Annotated in this window: 18 protein-coding genes; 12 read left to right on the forward strand and 6 right to left on the reverse strand. The window is 67.9% G+C overall.

From position 1 onward, the window contains the following. The first annotated feature begins 27 nt into the window (after positions 1-27). Positions 28-1,215 carry an acyl-CoA dehydrogenase gene (locus AC5Y3Z_RS15500; RefSeq protein WP_463825543.1) on the forward strand — a complete coding sequence of 396 codons (1,188 nt, stop codon included), beginning with the start codon at positions 28-30 and terminating at the stop codon, positions 1,213-1,215. Continuing rightward, complete coding sequence (locus tag AC5Y3Z_RS15505) at positions 1,212-1,808, forward strand: hypothetical protein (RefSeq protein ID WP_473139461.1); 597 nt, start codon at positions 1,212-1,214, stop codon at positions 1,806-1,808. The genes AC5Y3Z_RS15500 and AC5Y3Z_RS15505 overlap by 4 nt, the downstream gene beginning before the upstream one ends. On the opposite strand, the gene AC5Y3Z_RS15510 is transcribed toward AC5Y3Z_RS15505, so the two are convergent. After that, positions 1,805-3,355: an HNH endonuclease signature motif containing protein gene (locus AC5Y3Z_RS15510; RefSeq protein WP_473139462.1), complete on the reverse strand. Its 1,551-nt coding sequence runs from the start codon at positions 3,353-3,355 to the stop codon at positions 1,805-1,807. The genes AC5Y3Z_RS15505 and AC5Y3Z_RS15510 overlap by 4 nt on opposite strands. A 64-nt stretch (positions 3,356-3,419) precedes the next feature. Here AC5Y3Z_RS15510 and AC5Y3Z_RS15515 point away from each other — a divergent pair, with 64 nt between their 5' ends. From AC5Y3Z_RS15515 to AC5Y3Z_RS15545, 7 genes are all read left to right on the forward strand, one after another. Then, a complete protein-coding gene (locus AC5Y3Z_RS15515) occupies positions 3,420-3,794 on the forward strand; it encodes a hypothetical protein (protein WP_473139463.1) in 375 nt (124 codons plus the stop codon). A 15-nt stretch (positions 3,795-3,809) separates the two neighbouring features. Further along, a complete protein-coding gene (locus tag AC5Y3Z_RS15520) occupies positions 3,810-4,931 on the forward strand; it encodes an FAD-dependent monooxygenase (protein WP_473139464.1) in 1,122 nt (373 codons plus the stop codon). A gap of 72 nt (positions 4,932-5,003) precedes the next feature. After that, a complete protein-coding gene (locus AC5Y3Z_RS15525; RefSeq protein ID WP_473139465.1) occupies positions 5,004-5,678 on the forward strand; it encodes an ABC transporter ATP-binding protein in 675 nt (224 codons plus the stop codon). Next, the gene (locus AC5Y3Z_RS15530; protein ID WP_473139466.1) at positions 5,675-8,164 is read left to right on the forward strand and encodes an ABC transporter permease; all 2,490 of its coding nucleotides are present in this window, start codon (positions 5,675-5,677) and stop codon (positions 8,162-8,164) included. Before AC5Y3Z_RS15525 ends, AC5Y3Z_RS15530 begins: the two co-directional genes overlap by 4 nt. Positions 8,165-8,167: 3 nt before the next feature. Next, positions 8,168-9,235, forward strand: a complete 1,068-nt coding sequence (locus AC5Y3Z_RS15535) for a UbiA family prenyltransferase (RefSeq protein WP_473139467.1) — start codon at positions 8,168-8,170, stop codon at positions 9,233-9,235. After that, positions 9,232-10,281, forward strand: coding sequence for a pyridoxal phosphate-dependent aminotransferase (locus tag AC5Y3Z_RS15540; RefSeq protein ID WP_463825535.1), 1,050 nt, complete (start codon positions 9,232-9,234; stop codon positions 10,279-10,281). The genes AC5Y3Z_RS15535 and AC5Y3Z_RS15540 overlap by 4 nt, the downstream gene beginning before the upstream one ends. Beyond that, positions 10,274-13,231, forward strand: a complete 2,958-nt coding sequence (locus AC5Y3Z_RS15545; protein WP_473139468.1) for a thiamine pyrophosphate-binding protein — start codon at positions 10,274-10,276, stop codon at positions 13,229-13,231. Before AC5Y3Z_RS15540 ends, AC5Y3Z_RS15545 begins: the two co-directional genes overlap by 8 nt. Position 13,232: 1 nt before the next feature. Here AC5Y3Z_RS15545 and AC5Y3Z_RS15550 read toward each other — a convergent pair whose 3' ends face one another. Together AC5Y3Z_RS15550 and AC5Y3Z_RS15555 are read right to left on the reverse strand one after the other, a co-directional pair. Continuing rightward, positions 13,233-14,741, reverse strand: coding sequence for a cytochrome P450 (locus tag AC5Y3Z_RS15550; protein WP_473139469.1), 1,509 nt, complete (start codon positions 14,739-14,741; stop codon positions 13,233-13,235). Positions 14,742-14,769: 28 nt separating this feature from the next. After that, the gene (locus AC5Y3Z_RS15555) at positions 14,770-16,089 is read right to left on the reverse strand and encodes an aminotransferase class I/II-fold pyridoxal phosphate-dependent enzyme (RefSeq protein WP_473139470.1); all 1,320 of its coding nucleotides are present in this window, start codon (positions 16,087-16,089) and stop codon (positions 14,770-14,772) included. Between the two features lie 97 nt (positions 16,090-16,186). Here AC5Y3Z_RS15555 and AC5Y3Z_RS15560 point away from each other — a divergent pair, with 97 nt between their 5' ends. The 3 genes from AC5Y3Z_RS15560 to AC5Y3Z_RS15570 are packed head-to-tail and all read left to right on the forward strand — an operon-like array spanning position 16,187 to position 19,059. Beyond that, a complete protein-coding gene (locus AC5Y3Z_RS15560; protein ID WP_473139471.1) occupies positions 16,187-17,101 on the forward strand; it encodes a Rieske (2Fe-2S) protein in 915 nt (304 codons plus the stop codon). Next, positions 17,098-17,583 (forward strand): hemerythrin domain-containing protein, encoded by a 486-nt coding sequence (locus tag AC5Y3Z_RS15565; RefSeq protein ID WP_463825530.1) that lies wholly within the window; start codon positions 17,098-17,100, stop codon positions 17,581-17,583. Before AC5Y3Z_RS15560 ends, AC5Y3Z_RS15565 begins: the two co-directional genes overlap by 4 nt. Before the next feature lie 48 nt (positions 17,584-17,631). Further along, positions 17,632-19,059 (forward strand): NAD(P)/FAD-dependent oxidoreductase, encoded by a 1,428-nt coding sequence (locus AC5Y3Z_RS15570; protein ID WP_463825529.1) that lies wholly within the window; start codon positions 17,632-17,634, stop codon positions 19,057-19,059. Here the strand turns inward: AC5Y3Z_RS15570 and AC5Y3Z_RS15575 are convergent. Genes AC5Y3Z_RS15575 through AC5Y3Z_RS15585 form a run of 3 tightly spaced genes read right to left on the reverse strand, consistent with a single transcriptional unit; the run spans position 19,056 to position 21,790 of the window. Further along, positions 19,056-20,249 (reverse strand): O-succinylhomoserine sulfhydrylase, encoded by a 1,194-nt coding sequence (locus AC5Y3Z_RS15575; RefSeq protein ID WP_463825528.1) that lies wholly within the window; start codon positions 20,247-20,249, stop codon positions 19,056-19,058. The genes AC5Y3Z_RS15570 and AC5Y3Z_RS15575 overlap by 4 nt on opposite strands. Then, the gene (locus AC5Y3Z_RS15580) at positions 20,250-20,669 is read right to left on the reverse strand and encodes a rhodanese-like domain-containing protein (RefSeq protein ID WP_473139472.1); all 420 of its coding nucleotides are present in this window, start codon (positions 20,667-20,669) and stop codon (positions 20,250-20,252) included. It lies immediately after the preceding gene. Continuing rightward, positions 20,666-21,790: an ATP-grasp domain-containing protein gene (locus tag AC5Y3Z_RS15585; RefSeq protein WP_473139473.1), complete on the reverse strand. Its 1,125-nt coding sequence runs from the start codon at positions 21,788-21,790 to the stop codon at positions 20,666-20,668. Before AC5Y3Z_RS15585 ends, AC5Y3Z_RS15580 begins: the two co-directional genes overlap by 4 nt. Positions 21,791-21,898: the final 108 nt, after the last annotated feature.

Consider the following 21,898-nt stretch of genomic DNA (forward strand, 5'->3'; position numbering starts at 1 on the left):
ACTACCGGTCCCGGGCAGGATTGAGGCATGAACACCGACGCGCCGCCGACCTTTGATCCCACCGACCCGCTGGGGCTGGACGCATCCCTGTCCAGCGACGAGATAGCCGTGCGGGACACGGTCCGCGCATTCTGCGCCGAGCACGTGACCCCGCACGTGGCCGGGTGGTTCGAGGACGGCGACCTGCCGGTGGCGCGGGAACTGGCCAAGCAGTTCGGCGAATTGGGCCTGCTGGGGATGCACCTGGACGGTTACGGCTGTGGCGGGGCGTCGGCGGTGCACTACGGGCTGGCCTGCCTGGAACTGGAAGCGGCCGACTCCGGCATCCGGTCGCTGGTGTCGGTGCAGGGGTCGCTGGCGATGTTCGCGATCTGGAACAACGGCTCGGAGGAGCAGAAGCAACAGTGGTTGCCCGGCATGGCGGCCGGGGAGCTGATCGGCTGTTTCGGGTTGACCGAACCCGATGCCGGCTCCGACCCGGCCGCGATGAAGACCCGGGCGCGCCGCGACGGGTCGGACTGGGTGCTCAACGGCCGCAAGATGTGGATCACCAACGGCTCGATCGCTGACGTCGCGGTGGTGTGGGCCGCCACCGACGACGGGATTCGCGGGTTCTTGGTGCCGGCCGAGACCCGCGGTTTCTCCGCCAACACCATCCACCACAAGTTGTCGCTGCGCGCCTCGATCACCAGCGAGCTGGTGCTGGACGACGTGCGGTTGCCGGCGTCGGCGATGCTGCCCGACGCCACCGGGTTGAAGGGCCCGCTGGCATGTCTGTCGGAGGCGCGGTACGGGATTGTGTGGGGCTCGATGGGTGCGGCCCGCTCGGCGTGGCAGGCCGCGCTGGACTATGCCCTGCAACGCACTCAGTTCGACCGGCCGATTGCCGGATTCCAGCTGACGCAGGCAAAGTTGGTCGACATGGCGGTGGAATTGCACAAGGGGCAGTTGCTGTCGCTGCACCTGGGCCGGCTCAAGGACAGTGTGGGTCTGCGGCCCGATCAGGTGAGCTTCGGCAAGCTGAACAACACCCGAGAGGCCATCGAGATCTGCCGGACAGCGCGAACGATATTGGGCGGCAACGGCATATCGCTGGAGTACCCGGTGATCCGGCACATGGTGAACCTGGAGTCGGTGCTGACCTACGAGGGCACCCCCGAGATGCACCAGCTGGTCCTGGGCCAGGCGTTCACCGGTCTGGGAGCATTCCGATGATGGTCGCGTTTCGCGTTCTGATTGCCGTTGCGTTGTCGCTGGCTTTGGCGCCGGCAGCGCACGCCGATGCCGCGCTGCCCCCGATGACGTCCACCGGCAGCGGCCCCGTGGTGGGTGGCGGCGCCAACGCGGCAATCGCGCAGCAGCTCTTCAGCTTTCGCGATGCCAACATCCAAGAGGTCGACGGCTCCGACGCAGCCCAATTCATCACGGCCGCAGCCGGTGTCGCGAATCGCGACGTTGCGACGGTGTTCCAGCCTTTGCAGCGGGCGTTGGGGTGCCAGGTGAACGGGACCGGGTTCGGAGCACGCGCCTACCGCCGCAACGACGGGCAATGGGGTGGCGGCATGCTGGTCATCGCCAAGAGTGGCGTCACCAATATCGAAGCCCTGACAGCGTGCGCAAAGTCGAGTTGGCGCCGGGCGACGGTAGGCACGCCGACGTCGATGTGCAACAGCGGGTGGAGTTATCCCCCGTACAGCGACATCAAGCGCGGCGAGGGTTATTTCGTGCTGCTGGCCGGAACCAACTCGGATTTCTGCTCTGGTCCGAACGCGAACTTCCGGACGAACGCGAGTTCCTGGCCCACCTAGAACGGTGGGGGGTCGTCGTCTGGGTTGGGTGGTGGGTTGTCCTCGGTCCACCAGCCGGTGACCACTGCTTGGCGGGCTTGGGTGCGGGCTTGGTGGTTCTGGCGTCGTTCGGCGGCGACGCGGGCGGTGCGGTTTTGCGCGCGGGTGCGGCGGCGTTTGGGCATCATCGCGGCCCGGTCGCCGCAGTGGTCGTTTGGCGGTGTGGTGTCGGGGGTGGGCATTCCCCCGACCGGAGCGCACAAGCTGGGGAACAGCAGCGCGCTGCCGGGGGTGGTGACATAGATGTCCCCGGCGGGGGAGGTGAGTATCAGGGTGGCGTCGGCGAGTTGTGTGTCGGTCCAGCCCCAGAACGTCTTTACCAGATGATGCTGGCGGCAGTAGCACTTGAGGTTGGCGGCGTGGGTGGGACCACCCTGGCTGTAGGGGATGCTGTGATCGAGGTCGCAATCGGTGGCGGGGACGTCGCAGCCGGGCCAGCGGCAAGTCAGGTCTCGGGCGCGGACGAAGTCGGCCAGGATTTTGGACGGTGTGTAGCGGGGTTCGGGGTCGCAGCAGCCCGGGTGTGTCAGCGGTGTCAGCGTGGCTGTCTGGGCCAGTTCTCGCAGTAGTTCCGCGGTGACGAGTCCCTCAGCGCCGATCTGTACGGCCGGGGCGTCGTTGTGGCCGGTGAGAGTGGCGTGCTCGGCGATGAGATGGATCACCGCCGGGGAAGCCGGTTTGCGGTCGGCGGCGGTGCAGTCCGGCCGCGCGCAGCGACAGCTCAGCCGGTCGGCGCCGGCGGCTAACGCGCCGACCGCGTCGGCGCGGCGTTGTTCACGGGTGCGCGGGTCGTGCGGGCAGACGGTGGCCGCCAGTTTCGTCAGCCGGCTGTCCAGGGCGTGCGCATCCGTGCTGGCTAACTGCCCTCGAATCTCACAGATCCCGTCGCAGTCGTCGCCGATCGAGATGTCGCGATCCTGGCGGCGTTTCTTGCGGCGCCGCACGGCGTCGATGTCGATGCGGGTCACGATTTTGTCGACTTGGGCTGACAGCCGCCAGGTGCTCAGGGAGGGCCAGCGCAGGATCTGGGCCGCGACCAGTGCATCAACCCGGGCGAGCACCTGTGGTTCCACGATCAAATCGGTGCGAGAGACGACGGTGGTGAACGCCGAGATGTCGATGTCCCCGCTGCAGAACAACGCCGCAGTGCGGGGCAGGCGTTCGCGCATCGCGCGGGCGTAGTGGACCTTGCCCGCGGCCCAGGACTGGCTGATCTTGAGGCCCGCTGCGACCTCGGCGGCCACGGCTGCCATGGTGTCCATCGCCCAGTCTTCGGTGTCAGCACTGCGCGAAAGCCGGTAGCTGAACAATTCCCCGATCGCCATCAACTGCGCAGCCTCGCCCTGGTTGGCCACCCGACCCGACTCCTGGATACGACTCATCCAACTCGTGGCCGCCGGAGTGGTCGCTATCAGGCCCTCCCGGTGCGCGAACGCCGCCCCCATCGACCGGTCAAAGCGCGCCAACTTCTCCGCGGCGGTAACCTCCGATTGGGCGTATTCGCACATATGTTCGATAGTAGCACAGATCGGCCCTGGTGTAGCGGCCCGCGTCCAGCTAACGTCAACGCCTATGAAAGGCGTGGTCGCAGCTGCCGTCGCAATCGCGGCCGGTACCGTCCTGGCAACCCCGGCCACCGCCGATCCGGGCAGCCAACCCGTCCCCAACATGGCGGACAATGCCGTCCTGGGCCAGCCGTGCTACTCGAACACCGGGCGCTACATCTTCGGCTGGGACGCCAATGGCAAAGTTCTCAGATGCAGATCCGGAGTGTGGGCGAACGCCGGGACACTGCTCGGAGTGCGGCAAATCGGGGCGAAGTGCGTCGCGGAAGTTCACACCGCGTTCCCCGACGACACCGGTGGCCCCGTCGCTGCCCAATCGCCCGACGGCGTCGCGCTGTTCTGCGCCTATCCGACCGACTCCTGGGAACCGAACCGTTCCTGACTACGCTTTCGGCGCATGAAAGCTGTCGTGGTCGGCGCCGGGATCGCAGGGCTCGCGGTCGCCAACGGACTGCAACAGGCGGGATGGGACACGACCGTGCTGGAACGGTCGTCCGATTCCCAACCGCCGCGGGCCGGATTGTCCTTGTTCGGCAACGGGTTTCGCGCGCTGGACCAACTCGGTCTCGGCCCGGCCGTCCGGGCGATCTGCGCCGACGCGCCCCCGTACACCCGGTCCGGAATCCGCAAGCCGAACGGCCGCTTCCTGGTCACCTTCGCCCCGGCCACGTATGCGAACCTGCGCGCCGTGGACCGCACCGAATTGCACGCCACCCTGTTCGCCGGCCTCGCCGCGGGCACGGTGCAGTGGGGTCATCGGGTCGCCGCGGTCACCGACGGCGCCGTGCACACCGACCACGGCGACGTGACCGCCGGCGCCGACCTGGTCATCGGAGCCGACGGGATCCGCAGCCGCGTGCGCGCCAGCCTGCCGCAGGACCGTCCCACCCGCCGCAGCGGCTACGGCGTGTGGCGGGCGATCACGTCCCGGCCGGTAACCGTCGAGGCCGGCGGGGAAACGTGGGGCGCCGGGCAGAGATTCGGCCTGGTTCCACTCAAAGACGGCCGGGTGTACTGGTTCGGCGTGGTGGCCAGCGCCCGCAACGAAACCGGTGTCGCTGCGCTGCAGGAGATCCGGGCCCGGTTCGGTGGCTGGCACGAGCCCATCGCCGAGCTGCTCGACGCGACAGATCCCGAAGCCGTTCACTACACCCACAGCGAGGAACTCGAGGGCCCCCTGAGGTCTTACGTGCACCGCAACACCGTGCTGATCGGTGACGCGGCGCACGCGATGTCGCCGAACCTCGGCCAAGGCGCCAATCAGGCCCTGGAGGACGCCGCCACGCTGTGCGCCCTGATCACCAGGCACCGCGACCTGAGCGCGGCGTTACGGGAGTACGACCGGGTGCGCCGCCCGCGCACCCAGCGCATTGCGCGGGAATCACGCGGCATCGGCGTCGCCGGCCAGTGGGGTCATCCGCTGCTGGTCTGGGCGCGCGAGACAGGCCTGACCCTGGCGCCGAACTGGATTTTCAGCCGTCGCACCAGCCGGCTGCAGGAATGGGAAACGCCCGCGTAAGAAATTGACGGTGTGTAAGGTTAGCCTGTCCTGCACTCAGTCTGTGCACCGCTAGCGCCCAGGGGCTTTCTCATGCTGATCGAGATCACTGCTGTGAGCAGGACTTATCAGCGGGGTCAGGAGCTGGTCAAAGCGGTCGACGATGTCACCCTGTCGTTGGGCAACGAGAAGCTGGTCGCCATCACCGGACAGTCCGGGTCGGGCAAGAGCACCCTATTGCACCTGATCGGCGGGATCGACCGCCCCGACCAGGGTTCGATCAAGGTCGACGGCGAAGAACTGTCCCAGAAGAGCGACGACGAACAGTCCGAGTACCGCCGGCGCAAGGTCTCCTTCATCTTTCAGTTCTTCAACCTGCTGCCCACCCTGACCGCCTGGGAGAACGTGGCGATGCCCCGGGTGCTCGACGGGTCGTCGATGAAGCTCGCCCGCCGGGACGCCTGCGAGTTGCTGGAGATGGTCGGCCTCGGCGACCGCATCGACCACAAGCCTTCGCAGCTTTCCGGTGGCCAGATGCAGCGCGTCGCCATCGCCCGCGCGCTGATCATGAAGCCGGGCGTGGTGCTGGCCGACGAGCCGACCGGGAACCTGGACTCAGAGTCCGGCAAGAACATTCTTACGCTGCTCCGCAAAATCGCCGACGACGGCGACTGCTCGGTGATCATGGTCACGCACGACCCGTCGATCGCGGCCGCCGCCGATCGCGAAATCGTCATGCGCGACGGCAAAGTCGTCGAAGACCCATGATCGCCCCCGCCGTCCGGTTCAGGCTGCTCAATCTGCGCTACGCGATCGCGCACTGGAAGCGATCGCTGAGCTGCGTGGCAGCCGTGATGATCGCGACCGCGCTGCTGGTGGCCATCGCCGGCATCTACACCTCGATGACCGAATCGGTGGCGACGATGGCCGAAGACCTCTACGGCAGAGCCGCTTTCGAGGTCACCGGTGCCGCCGACAGCGGAATGCCCGAATCGTTGGTCGCCGAGTTGCGCAGCGTCGACGGGGTGGCCGCTGCCGAACCGATCGTGAAGGCGACAGTCAACGCTCCGCGTTCCGGCACCACGCTTTTGGGGGTCAGCCCCAGCATCCGGGTGCTGGACAACAGGGTGGGCAACGAGCTGGTGCAGCAGGCCGACAAGGACAAGCTGGCCGGCGGGGCGATCGCCGGCCCGGGCCTGGGCACGGGCCCCGGCGGATCGGTGGAAGTCAACAACACCCGCGTCAACGTGGTGTTCGTACCCACGGGTGAGCTTGCCGAGAAATACAACGCGGGCGATTACCTGATCGTCCCGTTGCCGTTGGCGCAGCAGCTGTTACATCAGCCCGGTCGGGTGAGTTCGGTGTTCGTGGTGGCCAAGCCCGGGGTCGATCTGAGATCCCTGGGTGCCGATCTGGTGCGGGTGGTCGACCACCGTGCGGTGGTCGCCGAACCGCAGTTCCGGGTCGCCCAGACCGACAACTCCGTCTCGCTCACCCGCGACACCCTGCTGCTGGTCGGATCGATCGCGCTGGTAGTGGCGATGTTCATCGTCTTCAACACCATGAATATGGCTGTGGTGCAACGTCGTCCGATGATCGCCACGCTGCGGGCCCTGGGCGCCGAGCGGGGGCAACTGGCCAGGGACCTGCTGCTCGAGGTGTCCCTGCTGGGGCTACTCGGCGGCCTGCTGGGGGCACCGCTGGGCGCGGCCATGAGCTACCTCGCAATCAAGCGGCTGCCGCCGCTGATGCTGCAGTCCGTCGACGTCAAGCCAGACTATTTCTTTCCCGGCACCGCGATCGCGGTGGTGGTGACGGTGGGCGTCGTCGCTTGCGTCTTGGGCGCCGCCTGGCCGGCGATGGTGGTGTTCCGGGCGTCACCCATCGCGGCGATGCGGCCGGTGGAACTGGAGAGCCTGGGCACCGACCGGACCCGACCGCACTGGCTCGGGGTGGTGGTCGGTGCGCTGCTGATGTTCGCGGCGTTCTTCATCGCGCTGCGGTTGCACGACGAAAAGACTTTCGCCGGAGGCATTTTGGTGCTGGTCGCGGTGCTGACCCTGTGCTGGGCGCTGGGGCCGACGCTGGTGGCGCTGGCCAGCCGGATCGCGGCGCTGATGGGGCCGAGCGGGCAGGTCAGCAGGTCGACGATGACGGCGGCCGCCAAACGCACCTGGGCGAGTCTGATGATCGTCACAATCGCGGTGGCGCTGGGCAGCGTGACCAGCGGGGTGCTGACCGACGTGGTCGACTCCACCGGTAACGCCTTCTCCTCCCTCGCCGGTGCGGACATGTACCTGTCCGCGGCGTCCAAGGAAGTGGTGCCGATCAGCCCGCTGATCCCGAAGGGAACAGACGAACAGGTGCGGGCGATCCCGGGCGTCGTCGCCGTCCGGCCGGTCCAGTACGCCTTCGTCAACGTCGGCAGCGACCGGGTTCTGGTGGTGGGATCCGACCCGCAGACAGTGACGCCCGCCTTCGCCGCCATGCCGCCGTCGGTGCGGGCCGAGGTCGAAGCCGGTGCGGGTGTGGTGGTCTCCCGGCAGCTGGCCCGGCACCTGCACCGTGGGGTCGGGGACCAGCTGACGTTGAGCACCCCGTCCGGTGAGCAGACCGTGCAGATCCTCGGCATCGTGGACTACCTCACCACTGAACGCGGCATGATCGCGATGTCGCTGACGCACATGAAGACGTGGTTCCAGCGCGACGGTGCCACCTACCTGGAAGTCCACGTCGACAACCCGGCGAACGCGCCCGCCGCGTTGGACCAGCTCGAAAAGCTCGCTGCGGCAACGGGTTTGTATGCGTTCAGTGGGCAGGACGCCGTCGACTCGGGCAAAGGCGCGGTCGCCCAGATCGGGTCGCTGGCGGTGTTCGTGCAGTGGATCGTGGCGCTGTTGGCGGCGATGGCGCTGTTCAACGCGTTCATGATCTCGGTGATCGAACGCACACGGGAGATCGGCGTGCTGCGCGCGATGGGGGCCTCGCGCAACTACATCACTAAGTCGATCCTGGTCGAATCGACCAGCATCGCGCTACTGGGCGGCGTGATCGGGATGCTGACCAGCGTGGTGGTGCACCGGCTGGGCACCCTGATCATGAGTTCGGTCACCGCCATCACGGTGCGGTATTCGTTCTCGCCGCTGGACTTACTCACCGTCGCAGTGGCGGTGATTCTTTGTTGGAGCGGGGCTTTGCTCCCCGCGTCTCGCGCCGCGAAATCGACAATCGTGGACGCATTGGAAGTGGAGTAGGCCATGGAGGAGCGTCAACTGAAGACCGACACCCGCCCATTCCTGGAACTGCCCAGCGAGCAACGGCTGGAACTGGTGCGCACCTCGCCGGGTATCGCCGCGCCGGCCAGCTGGCGGATCGCACAGTTCGTCGCGTTCTCCCGGCCCCGGACGTGCATTCCGGGCATGTTGGGTTTCTATCTGGCCAGTGTCGTCGCCGGCGAGGTGAGTTCGCTGGCCCTGGTCGTCGGAATGGTGGTGTCCTACCACATCGCAGCGATCGCGAACCTGTACAACATCTACACCGACGTCGCGGAGGACAACGAGAACATCCCGTCGCGGGTGTACGAACTGAGCCGGTACGGCCGGGACCGGCTGCTGCGCCACACCCACCTGCTGGCCGTGTTCAACTTTGCGCTCTCGTTGCTGGTGAATCCGTGGTTCGCCGGCTTGACCCTGCTGGCTTTGATTGGCTGCCAACAGTATTCATTCCGACCGCTGCGGATGAAGGCGCGGGCACGGATCGGGATCCTGTACTTCGCCAATGCGGTGGCCTATCCGTATGTGAGCGCGGTGCTGGCCTCCGATCTGAGATGGGACGTGCTGACCGATCCGCAGTACTGCGCGCTGGCCCTGTACCTGTTCGTCTGGTTCTGCGCCAAAGGCCTGACCAAGAACGTGCCCGATTACGAAGGGGACAAACGAGTCCACGTCACCACCTCGGCGACGTTGAGCGCCACCAGACACCGTGCCGCGTTGATCGCCGCGGTGGCGACGGTACTGGTGTATGCCGCCGTCGTGGTTCCGGTTGTGCTCGGCTTCCTGGCTCCCACGTACCTGATTGCCCTGATCTGGCTTCCGGTGTCGTGCATCCAGGCGTGGCGCCTGGTGCGCACGGTTGACCAGAAGTCGTCCAACGACATGCTGCGCGACGACATGTTCGTCTCGGTGGGCTATCTGTCGACTCTCATCCTGATCGAGCGGATCTCGGTGGTGTCGGTCGCGGTGGTGGTTGCCGGATTCGCGGTCATGCTGATCACCGACCGGTTGCGTCTGGATACCAGACGAGCCGAAGACTTCGAATTGCCATGAGGGCCAAGCGCATTTCGATGCACGACCACGCCAGGAACCCGCTGCGGATCAGGTTCGACCTGTCCCGCAACGAGTTGGCGTTCGACCCGCTCCCGGAGGTGCGGGAGATCCTGTCCAGCAGTGCGGCCACCCTCTGCCACTACCCCCACAATCACCATGTCGCCGAACTGACCGCGGAGATCAGTGCCCTGCACGGAGTTTCGCGAGACCGGGTCGTCATCGGTCCCGGCAGCGTCGGCGTCCTGGACGCCGTCCTGCACGCCGCACCGGTACGGGGGTCGACGGTCTTCGGGCTACCGGCCTTCGACGAATACGCGGTGCTGGTGTCGCGGGCCGGCGGTGTCCCGGCCGGGGTGGCCAGCGACCCGCCGGGAAACCAATCGCTACAGGGCATCTTGTCGCGCGCCGATGCGTCGACCCGTCAGGTGATCGTCGGCGCGCCGCACAGCCCGACCGGCGCCACGGTGAGCGTGACCGACCTGACCGCGCTGCGCGACGCGCTGCCCGAAACCGTGCTGCTGGTGGTCGATCAGGCGTACGCAGAGTTCGACGAGACGTTGCCGGACGACGCGGTGCGGCGCCTAGTGAGCGGTCCGGACGACGTGGTGGTGCTGCGCAGCTTCTCCAAGGCCTACGGACTGGCCGGGCTGCGGATCGGATACGGCGTGTTCAGCAGCGCCGCCCTGGCCGCGCGCGCCCGGAACGCCGTCCCGACATACTCGGTGAACTCGATCGGCATCACCGCGGCCGCAGAGTCGCTGCGACATCAACACCAGCTGCAGCGCCGGGTGGCCGGCGTCATCGAGGACCGGAACAGGTTGGAAGAGTTCCTGATTCGTCACAACCTGCACTGCGGGACGCGGTCGCAGGGCAACTTCGTATGGGTACCCGCGCCGGATGCGCACGCCCTGTTTCAGCGGGCACTCAGCGACGGCATCCTGGTGCGCGAGTATCCCGGGCTGGGGGTGCGGATCACCGTTCAATCCGGCGCATCCGTGGACGCCGTGATCCATTGTCTGACCGAACACAGCCGGATCCATGCATAACCGGCACCTGTTCTCCAATGCGCTCGGGCGGCAACGCTTCGCCGACGAGCTGGTGGACTATCTGATCGCCCTCGGCGTGGAATACCTCTTCGGCATGCCGGCGGAGTCGGTGAACTCGCTGGTCCATGCGGCGAGCAAGCGCACCGAGATCCGGGTCGTCACCACCCGCCACGAGACCGCCGCGGCACTGATGGCGGTGGGGTACGCCAAGGCATCCGGCCGGCTGGGCGTGTGCTTCGGCACCGCCGGGCCCGGCGCGACCAACCTGGTGGCCGGAGCCTACGAGGCCTTCGTGAGCCGGGTTCCGTTGCTGGCCATCACCGGTCAGGTTCCGGTGGCCAACATCGGCCGGGACTCGTTCCAGGAGATCGACTCCGAGGCGCTGTTCAGGTGCTGCACCTCGTCCTCGGTGCAGATCCATGCGGCCAGTCAATTCGAGCGATTCGCCCGCTCCGCGGTGCTGGCCGTACACGAGTCCACCGCCTGTCACGTCGCGATCCCCGGGGACGTGCTCTACGCGCCGATCGCCGCCGACAACACGAGCCTTTTCGTTCCGCGGCCGCCGGCACCGGCCCTGCCGAGCAAGGAGGAGTTCAGCTCGATCGCCGAGTTCCTGGAATCCGACGACCTGGCCATCCTGCGGTCCTGCCCGGACGCCACCTATGACGAACTGGCCCAACAGCTTTCGGTACGACTGGGCTGTCCGTTACATGACGTGCGGGATGCCGGTGTGATCCCGTCCGGCGACGTGCTGGTGCTGGGGCGATCGAGTCCGTTGCTGCGCCGGCGCGTGCAAGCGCACGCGAACCTGTTGGAGCTGACCGACCGGCGTTTCACGGCCAAGCAGATGCCCTACACCCGTCAGATCGTCTGCGACGTCGCAGCCACCCTGAATACCCTCCTGGAATCGGAACCTGCACCGGACGACGACGCCGCCACCGCCCCCGAATCAGTGTTCACCGACCTGGCCGACGTGGCTGGATCATCCAGCCTGGCAGGCATTCCCGGTGCCGCCCTACCCCTGGGTATCGGCGCGGCGCTGGCCGGCCGGTCGCGGTGCAAGGTGGTCACCGACCGTGCGCAACTGAGCCAGTTCGCCCCGGATCTGTCCAGCCTGGCCGGTGCCGATCTCGACGTGGTCTGCACCGACGCCCCTGCGAATCTGGCCGGGATATCGCTGCTAGGCCAGGCGTTCTCATTGCCTGGCGGCATCACTGCGGCAGTTCGGGAGACCCGCCCGCCGGATCGGCCGCCGCGCCCCGGCGAGCGGTCACTGGCCGCCAGTCTGGCGGCGAATCTGGCTGCACCGGTGCAGATCAGCGAATTCTGCGCGCCGCTGCTGCCCGCGTTCGGCAGCGCACAGCGCAGCGCCAACGCCCAGGCGCCGTCGATGAGCGCGTCCGCCCTGCGCAAGGCCGGCAGCCCGTCAGCCGGGACCGTCGCAGCCACCGGTCCGGCGCTGCTGTTGCAGCTCAACGGCATCTATGACGCGGCGCTCGACCACGCCCGAATCCTGGTCACCACGGTGGAAACCGAGGAGTGGCTGGTCGATGCGGGCCGGGTGCTCGACGAGGTCAGTGTCGCGCGCTACGTCGTCGACAACCCGGCGACGGCCGCAGCCATAGTGCGGCGGGCATGTGCTACTGCAGCGGACTCCGGCACCGGCGTGGTGCACCTGCAGGTGCGGGCCGCCGCGCTCGCTGCGGAATGGCACGAAACCGGCGCTGCCCCAGTCGAATCAGTGCCGTTGCGGCCCACCGCGCCCGACGAATCGGCGCTCGCCGCGGCGATTGCTGCACTGCGCGGCGCACAGCGGGTGGCCATCGTCGCGGGTCGCGGCGCGGCGGGCTGTGCGGAGTTGCTGACCGCGCTGTCCGGGGCGCTGGGTTGCTCGGTGCACCTGACGATGGGCGGCGATTCGGTGGTCGACGACCCGGCACTGCGCACGCCGGGACGGGTCGGCGGATCCGGCGACCTGCGGGCATTCCGCGACGTCGCCCAGGCCGATGTGCTGCTGCTGGTCGGGGTTTCGAATCGGGGTTCGGCTTTCGATCTGGGCGCTACCGGTCGAACCGTGGTGGTGAATGTCGATCCGAACGCGATGCTGCGCCTCGGCGAGCAGGACGTCTGCGTCCTCGGTGACGCCATGGCCACGTTGGAGGCACTGGTCGGTGCGCTCCGCGGGGAGGCTACCAACCACCAACGGCCACAACGCAAGCCGCGCACCCGTCGGCGTCGTCGGCGCGCCGAGCGTGCTCCACTTCGGGCGTCCGCACTGACCAAGGCGATCAACGAGGAACTGGCCCGCTTCGGCGGCTCGGCCACGGTGTGCGCGGATGTCGGCGTCAATACGCTGTGGGTGTACCGCTACATCACCGCGATGACGCGCAGCATCTGGTCAGCGTCCTTCGGCACCATGGGATTTGCGGTGCCCGCGGCGATCACGGCGGCGCGCAACACCGAAACCCAGCTGGCGGTGGCGGTGGCCGGTGACGGCGGCACCTCGGTGACGCTCAGCCAGATCCGGTCGGCAGTGGGCCTCACCAAGCCGGTGGTGTTCGTCGTCGTCAACAATCTGGCGCTGGCGGCGATCAAGTACGAAAGCGAGATCATGGGCTGGCCGGACCGCGGTTCGGCGATCCCGGACATCAACTTCGCGGACTACGCCGCGTCCGTCGGCGTCGCGTCGCGGCGCGTGCACACCCTGGGTGAGTTCCGGGCCGCGTTCACCGAGGCCATCGGCGCACCCCGGCCGTACCTGATCGACGCCCGCTGTGTGCTCAACGACGCCCCGGTGCAGGCCGGCCGCAAGCACTGGCGCCAGGTCGCCGGGTTCTTCGTGGCGTGGACGAAGGAGGGGCGCCAGGCCGGCGGTGCGTCGTTCCGCGAAGTACTGCGCGCCGTGGTGCGCGGCAAGCTGTACGAGGCGGGCCTGCGGCGCGTCGGGTGATTCACACTCGCGAAACCGTGGCCGGCAGACCGCCCTTGACCATCACCGAGAAGGTGAACTGCGGCTCGGGGTGCCAGCCGTCGGGCACGCTCAGCCGGTAGCGCTGGAACAGGATCGTCAGGAAGAACTGCGCGGCCAGGTAGGCCATGCTGGTGCCCAGGCAGAAGTGCTGCCCGGAGCTGAACGGCATGAACGCCAGCCGCGGCCGCTCCCGCACCTGGTCGGCATCGATGAACCGCATCGGGTCGAAGCGGTCCGGTTCCGGCCACCACCGCGGGTCGCGGTGCACCACCGACATCGACGCGCCCACCAGGGTGAACTTGGGCAGCCGGTAGCCGCCGAGCTCGTTGTCGGTCATGCAGAACCGCGGGAAGAACGGGTGACCCTGCATCCGCTGGCCCTCGTCGAAGCACGCCTTGGCCCAGGTCAGGCGGGACAGGTCGTCGAACGTGGGCAGGGCGCCGCCCAACGCGTCGACCTCCGCGTAGAGCCTGGCCAGGCTGTCGGGGTTCTTCAGCAGCAGCGCCACCGTCCAGGTCAGCGCCGCACCGGTGGGGTCGTATGCACCCCCGAGCAGGCCGACGATCTCGGCTGCCAGGTCGGCCCGGTTGATCGGCGAACCGTCCTCGTAACGCGCGTCCAGCAGGGTGTCCAGGAAGTCCGGCGTCTCCAGGGGGTTCTTCCTGCGGTCCTTGATCAGCCGCCCGACCAGCCGGTAGATCCGCGCCAGCGCCGGGAACAAGCTCGACTTACCTTTGCGCGGAAGCACATTGGGGAACGGCACCATCAGCGTGGTCAGGCCGAGCAGGCCGGTGATCGCCCGCATGTCGGCGTCCAGCCGGCGCAGTTCCTGCTCCCCGATCGAAGCGGAGAACAGCGTCTTGAGGTACACCTTCAACGTCAGCAGAGTGATCTCGTACTGCAGGTCCACCGGACGCCCGGCGCCGACGAACGACGACCAGCCGGCCAGGCGCTCGTCGAACTCGCTGCAGAAGATGTCCGCCATGGTCGTCATGTGCCGACGGGTGAACATCGGCATCAGCATCTTGCGTCGTTCCCGCAGCTTCGGGCCTTCCAGCATGATGCTGTTGGCCCCGATGACCTTGAGCAGCGGACCGAGCAGGTCGTAGCGGCTGTACCGGCCGTCCTGGTCGTCCATGAACTCGCGCAGCAGGTCCGGGTGGGTCACCGCGACCATGTCGAGCAGCGGCATCGGGATCCGGAACATGTCGCCGTAGCCGGCCGCGCCACGACTGATCAGCTCGAACGGGTCCCGGCGCAGCTCGAAGAAGGAGCCGACGACGGGCAACCCCCTGGGCCCCGGCGGCAGCGGCAGGGGGCGGCCGTAGCCGCGGGCCGCGCCGAGCAAGGTGGGCACCGAGAGCCGGGTGGGCCAGAGGGGGTCTTCGCGCAGCGCGCCGACCGCGCTGAGCCGACCGGACGCCAACTTCCCGGCATCGCCATCCTGCGGCTCGACCGGCCGGTACAGCGGCTCTTCCGCAGCGGTCAACGCGTCACACCCTTTCGGTTAGGCAGGCCTAAGTTACCGCGCTGGCCAGGTCGGTCGCGAATCGCGTCGCCATCCTGCTGGTGACGGTCGACGAGGTGATCCGGATGCCGTACCGGGGCCGGTACGGGTCGACGGCGAAGATGTCACCCGGCTGCACCGCCCACCCGGCCCGCGTCAACCGGCCCACCGTCGCATCCACCGCCTGCGCATCGGCAAGGTCGACCCAGAGGTTCAGACCGTCCGGACTGCCCAGCGGCGAAATACCTTTGGCCACCAGAGCTTCCGCCAGAATAAGGCTGCGCCTGGCGTAACTGCGCCGGGCCCGGCCGAGTTGCGCGGCCGTCCCCGGATCGGTGAGCAGGTGCGCCGCGGCGGCCTGCAGCAGATGACTGACCCAGGTCTTGCCCGCGCGCAGCCGGGCACCGATCAGTTGAGCGGTCTGCGGATTCGCGGCCACCATGGCTACCCGCAGGTCCGGACCCAGGAATTTGGCGACGGAACGTACCAGCGCCCAGTTGTTCGTCGACGGCGGAGTCACCCGGCAGTACGGCGCCGACGACACCAGCGAGAAGTAGTCGTCCTCGATCACCAGCACCTCGGGATAGTCGGCCAATACCGCGCGCAACGCGGCGGCGCGGCGGTGGTCGATGCTCACTCCGGTCGGGTTGTGCGCCCGGGGGGTGACGATCACGGCACGGGCACCCCGGTTGGCGATCGCGTTGCGCAGCCCGGCCACCGTCATGCCGCTTTCGTCGACCGGGACGGGTACCCGCTGGTAACCGTTGAGCCGCACGGTGCCGATGCTGGCCAGGAAACAGGGATCCTCGACAGCGACCGCGTCCCCGCGGGCCAGACAGGTACTCAGCACGCGCTCGACGGCGTCGACGGCGCCGTGTGTCACCACGATCTGCACCGCGCCGGTTCCGCAAGCGCCGACATCCGGCGTGAGCAACCGCTCGGCCACCGTCATCAACCGGTCTTCGACGGCCGGCGCCCCGTACATCGTCGGGTGGTAGCGGGCCCGGCGAATCGCCGCGAGCGGGTCCGGCAGCAACCGGGGGTCGGGATTTCCACTGGCCAGGTCGACCAGCCCGGAACCAGGGGTCTGCTCGGCGCCGAGATCGGGGATCTCGGCGATCGCCGTGCCCCGCCGGCCGCCGGCCTGCGCCACCCCCGCGGAGACCAACTGCCGGTACGCCGCGGCCACGGTGTTGCGGTTGACCTGCAACTCGGTCGCCAGCGTGCGGATCGGGGGCAGCAGCGCACCGGGAGCCAGGTCGCCGCGCGACACCAGGTCACGCACGCTGTCGGCGATGGCACTGGCGGTCGACCCGGATATCGGCGGCACGGCAGTCAATGTACCGGCCGACCGGTGATCAACAGCGTGATTTTGTCCTATGACAAACGATGCTAGATTTAATTTCACGATGAGAGGAAAGCTGCCAATGGTGGATCAACTGGTGCGGCCCCACGAGGGGATCGGGAAACGAGTTCTTACGTTCATCGGACGCCAGGAGTGGCTGGACAGACCCAGCTACCGTCTCGAGAACGTGCTCAGCTTCGTGTTCAATTCCTTTGGCGCGGCGCGCAATCGGGTCACAAACCTGCTCAACGGCGTCTGGCTCGGGCATCCCGCCCATCCGCCGCTGGCGTCGCTGGCCAGCGGCGCGATCGGCACGACCGTGGCCCTCGACGTCCTGCATGCGCTGCCGAGCCGGCCCGCCACCGAACGGCGCGACTCGGCACGATTCGCCCAGCGCGCGCTCGGCATCGGCATCCTGGCCAACCTCGGCTCCGCCGTCACCGGCGTCACCGACTGGCAACACACCCATGAAGAAGACCGCCGGGTCGGACTGGTGCACGGCGTGCTGAACCTGCTCGCCACCTCGCTGTACATCGCATCGTGGCGCGACCGGCAGCAGGGCCGGAATCTGCGCGGCATGGTGGTCAGCGCGGTCGGCTACGGCATCGCATCCGGCAGCGGCTACCTCGGCGGGTCGCTGGTGTTCGGCTCCGGCATCGGCATCGACCAGTCCGGCCCACGACTGGACCTGCCCGACTGGACACCGGTGCTGGCCGAGACGGAATTGCCGCAGGGAGCGCTGCAGCGCGTCGAGGTGGACGGTGTCGGCGTGATCGTCTGCCGCACCGGTGACGACGAGGTGTCCGCAGTCGGCGAGTTCTGCCCGCACCTGGCCGCACCGATGTCCGACGGCTGGCTGGACCGCGGCCGGATCGTCTGCCCTTGGCACGGTTCACAATTCGACGTCGAGTCCGGACACGTGGTGCGCGGGCCCGCGGCCGCGTCGCTGCCCTGCTACCAGGCTCGGCTGAACGAGGGCAAGGTCGAAATCCGATGAACGCCTACGACGTACTCAAAGACCACCACAACCTGCTCCGCTCGTTGGGCTCCCGACTGCGCGAGGCCCCGGTGGGCACGCCCGAGCGGCAGAAGTGCATCGACGATCTGCTGCTCGAGTTCGACATCCACATGCGCATCGAGGACGACCTGTACTACCCCGCGATGGCGGCCGCGACCACCCTGATCGCGATCGCGCACGCCGAGCACCGGCAGATCTACGACCAGCTGGCCGTGGCGCTGCGCACCTCGCCCAAATCGCCGGACTACGAAGCGGAATGGAACTCCTTCTTGACCGTGCTGGAGGCGCACGCCGACGAGGAGGAAAGGGACCTCGTCCCGCCGCCGGCACCGGTGGATCTGAGCGACGAAGAACTCGATCGGCTGGGCCGCGACATGTCCGAACGGATGCGCCAGCTCCGCAACTCCAAGATCCAGCGAATGCACGTCAGAGGCAGGGCGGCACTGTTGCGGGCGTTCTGATCGCACCGATAACGTTTACCGGATGGAGTCGTACGGTATAGGAGGACCATGACGCCATCCAGCGAGGCCTCGACTGCCGACAAGCGCCACCACGTCGTCATCATCGGAAGCGGGTTCGGCGGCCTGAACGCGGCCAGGAAGCTCAAGCGGGCCGACGTCGACATCACCCTGATCTCCAAGACCACCACCCACCTGTTCCAGCCGTTGCTGTACCAGGTGGCCACCGGCATCCTCTCCGAAGGCGACATCGCCCCGACCACCCGGTTGATCCTGCGCCGGCAGAAGAACGTGCGGGTCCTGCTGGGCGAGGTCAACGCCATCGACCTGAAGGCCCAGACGGTCACGTCGAAATTGATGGACATGGAGACGGTGACCGGGTACGACAGCCTCATCGTCGCGTCCGGCTCCCAGCAGTCCTACTTCGGCAACGACGAGTTCGCCACCTTCGCGCCCGGTATGAAGACCATCGACGACGCGCTGGAATTGCGCGGCCGCATCCTCGGCGCGTTCGAAGCCGCCGAAGTCAGCACCGACCACGACGAGCGGGAACGCCGGCTGACCTTCGTGGTGGTGGGTGCCGGGCCCACCGGCGTCGAGGTGGCCGGGCAGATCGTCGAACTCGCCGAACGCACGCTGGCCGGGGCATTCCGGACCATCACGCCCAGCGAGTGCCGGGTGGTCCTGGTCGACGCGGCGCCGCTGGTGCTGCCCCCGATGGGCGAGAAGCTGGGCGGCAAAGCGCAACGCCGGCTGGAGAAGATGGACGTCGAGGTGCAGCTCAATGCGATGGTGACCGCCGTCGACTACAAGGGCATCACCATCAAGGAGAAGGACGCCGGCGAGCGCCGCATCGAATGTGCGGTCAAGGTGTGGGCGGCCGGCGTGCAGGCCAGTTCGCTGGGCAAGATGGTCGCCGAGCAGTCCGACGGCACCGAGACCGACAAAGCCGGCCGGGTGGTCGTGGAGCCCGATCTGACCGTCAAGGGACACCCCAACGTCTTCGTCATCGGCGACCTGGCGTCGGTCGAAGGTGTGCCCGGCATGGCCCAGGGCGCGATCCAGGGCGCGAAGTACGCGACCACGGTGATCAAGCACATGGTCAAGGGCAAGGACGACCCGGCCACCCGCGAACCGTTCAAGTACTTCAACAAGGGCAGCATGGCCACCATCTCGCGGTACAGCGCGGTGGCGCAGGTCGGCAAGCTGGAGTTCGGCGGTTTCATCGCCTGGCTGGCGTGGCTGGTGCTGCACCTGGCGTATCTGGTCGGCCACCGCAACCGGATCGCCGCGCTGTTCTCCTGGGTGATCTCGTTCCTGGGCCGCACCCGCGGGCAGATGGCCATCACCAGCCAGATGATCTACGCCCGAGTGGTGACCAAGTGGATGGAGGAGAGCCAGGGGCTCTCCGCCGCCGAGAGCCAGGGCGCACTGGCCGCCGCCGAACAAGCGGAGAAAGCCGAGCAGAAAGCCGGTTAGCTCAGGGCCTGGTCGATATCGGCGATCAGATCGTCGGTGCCTTCCAGTCCGACCGAGATCCGCACCACGCCGTCGCCGAGACCGATCGCGGCGCGGCCCTCCGGTCCCATCGCCCGGTGCGTCGTGGTCGCCGGGTGTGTCACCAGTGATTTCGTGTCGCCCAGGTTGTTGGAGATGTCGATCAGCCGCAGCTTGTCCAGCACCTCGAAGGCCCGCTGTTTGGCGGCATCCGCTGCGGCGTCCAGTGCGAACGTGACAACCGTTCCGCCGCCGGTCATCTGGCGCTTGGCCAGATCGTGCTGCGGGTGCGACGGCAGGAACGGGTAGCGCACCCAGCTGACCGCGGGATGACCCTCCAGGAACTCGGCGATGCGCTGCGCCGAGGAATTGCTGTACTGGACCCGGACCGCAAGTGTCTCAAGGCCTTTCAGCATGACCCAGGAATTGAATGCACTGAGCGCCGGGCCGGTGTGCCGCATCAGCTTCTGCACCGGGCCGTCGATGTACTCCTTATCGCCCAGGATCGCCCCACCGAGCACCCGGCCCTGGCCGTCGATGTGCTTGGTGCCCGAATACACCACCACGTCGACGCCCAACGGGAAACCCTGCTGCAGCAGTGGGGTCGCAAAGACGTTGTCCAGCACCACTTTTGCCCCCGCCGCGTGGGCCAATTCGGTGACCGCGGCGATGTCCACCAGCGACTGCATCGGGTTCGAGGGGGTCTCGAAGAACACCGCCTGGGTGGGCACCGACAGCGCCTCCTCCCACTGGGACAGGTCGTCACCGTCGACGAAGACGGTCTCCACCCCCCAGCGCGGCAGGATCTCGTTGCACACCACGAAGCAGGAACCGAACAGGCTGCGGGCGGCGACCAGCCGGTCGCCCGCGCCCAGCAGCGCACCGAGTGAGACGAACACCGCGGCCATGCCGCTGGCCGTCGCGAACGCCGCCGGGGCGCCCTCGATCAGGCGCAGCCGCTCCTGGAACATGCTCACGGTCGGGTTGCCGTAGCGGGAGTAGACGTAGTGCTCGACCTCGCCGGTGAACGACTGCTCGGCAACCGCCGCCGACGGGTAGACATAGCCGGACGACAGGAACAGTGCCTCGGAGGTCTCCTCGAAGCCGGTGCGCGTCAGGCCGCCGCGCACCCCCAGGGTTGCCGGGCCGACACCGTCGGGCAGCTCAGCCATCTAACCCTGTCTCCAGGGCAGCCCGACCGCGCGCCAGCCCGTCGCACCCCGGTGGCCCTGGGCGTCGAGCTGGCCTTCGAAACCGTCCAGCACGTTGTAGGACGGCGTGATGCCGGCCTCGGTGGCGACCTCCGCGGCGCCGATGGACCGGTTGCCCGACCGGCACAGGAAGACCACCGGGCGATCTGGCGCCCCGGCGGACGGGAGCTGGTCGCGCAGCTCGGTCAGGAAGTTCTCGTTGTGCTGGCCGTTGAATTTGTTCCACTCGATGAACAGCACCTCGCGGCCCAGACTGGACAGATCGGGGACGCCGACGAAACTCCACTCGGCGTCGGTGCGCACGTCCACCAGCACGGTCTCGGGGTTCTGCACGATCATGTCCCAGGCCTGGAGGGGCGTGATGTCTCCTGCGTAACTCACCCGCGAGAGTCTCGCATATTCAGCCGGGTCGCGACCTGCCGGGCGCGGTCGCGGGCGGCGGCCACCTCGGGCGCGGTGGCCAGCGCCAACACCCGATTCGGCGTGGCAATGCCGGGTGCGTCGGCGGCGGCCGGATCGAATATCCGCAGGTCGCTTTCCGGGACACTGAGCGCTGCGGCGAGCACGTCGGCACCGGGGGCCGCGGGCCCCCGGTCGAGCAGAACGGCAGCTCCCGGCGAGACCATCATGGTGTCGACCGCCACCCCCAGAATCGCGCGGGCCTGCAACTCGAACACCGAGAGTCGCTGACTGCGCAGGGTGACCCAGGCGCTGTCCGGCGGACCGGTCGTGACCTCGGCGAAGTACACCTCGTCCCCGTTGATCATCAGTTCGACGCTGAACACGCCGCGCCCGCCCAGCGCCTTGACGATCCGCGCGGCGATCGACTTGGCCGCGTCCAGGGCGGCGGTGGTCAGCTGCTGGGGTTGCCAGGATTCCAGTTCCCCGGCCTGCCTGCGGTGCCCGATCGGTGAGCAGAACTCGATGACCGGCCCGTTCGGGCCTTCGGTCCGGACCACGATCAGGGTGACCAGGAATTCGACGTCGACCACCGTCTCGGCCCAGACCCGGCCGACACCACCCTCGGTGGCGCGTGCCCACGCAGCTGCGATCTCGTCGCCGGCACGAACCAGGGACCGCCCGGTGCCGGCGGCGGACTTGACCAGGATCGGGAACCCGGCGTGGGCGCCGACCGCTTCGAGTTCGGCGAGCGTTTCGACGAACCAGAACGGCGCGGTGGGCAGGCCGAGTTCGTCCGCGGCCAGCCGGCGCAGACCCTCCCGGTCGGAGGTCAGCTGCACGGCCTGCGCCCCGGGCACCAGCTCGATGTCCGGATCTGCCAGACCGGTCACGGCTGCCCCGGTGAGCGTCACCACGAAATCCGGCGCCAAGGCCTGCGTGGTCGCGGTGAGCTCCTCGGCGTCGGTCCACGTCTCGGCATCGGCGGTGAACACTTCGGCACCCAGCCGCTGCAACGCGACGGTCAGCTCCTGAGCCGCTTCGTCGGCACCCAGCAGCAGAACTCGCGGCGGCCCAGCCTCCTCGGCCTGCTCTGTGGTCACGGGTCAAGGATAGGGGCGGCCGCCGCAACCACGCTTCTCGCCTCATATTTTGAATTTTCGTGAAACTCTTGTGAAACTCTGCTGAGTCGCTGTGAGTTCTGGCCGAGG

This window comes from Mycobacterium sp. NGS61, from assembly GCF_059812325.1.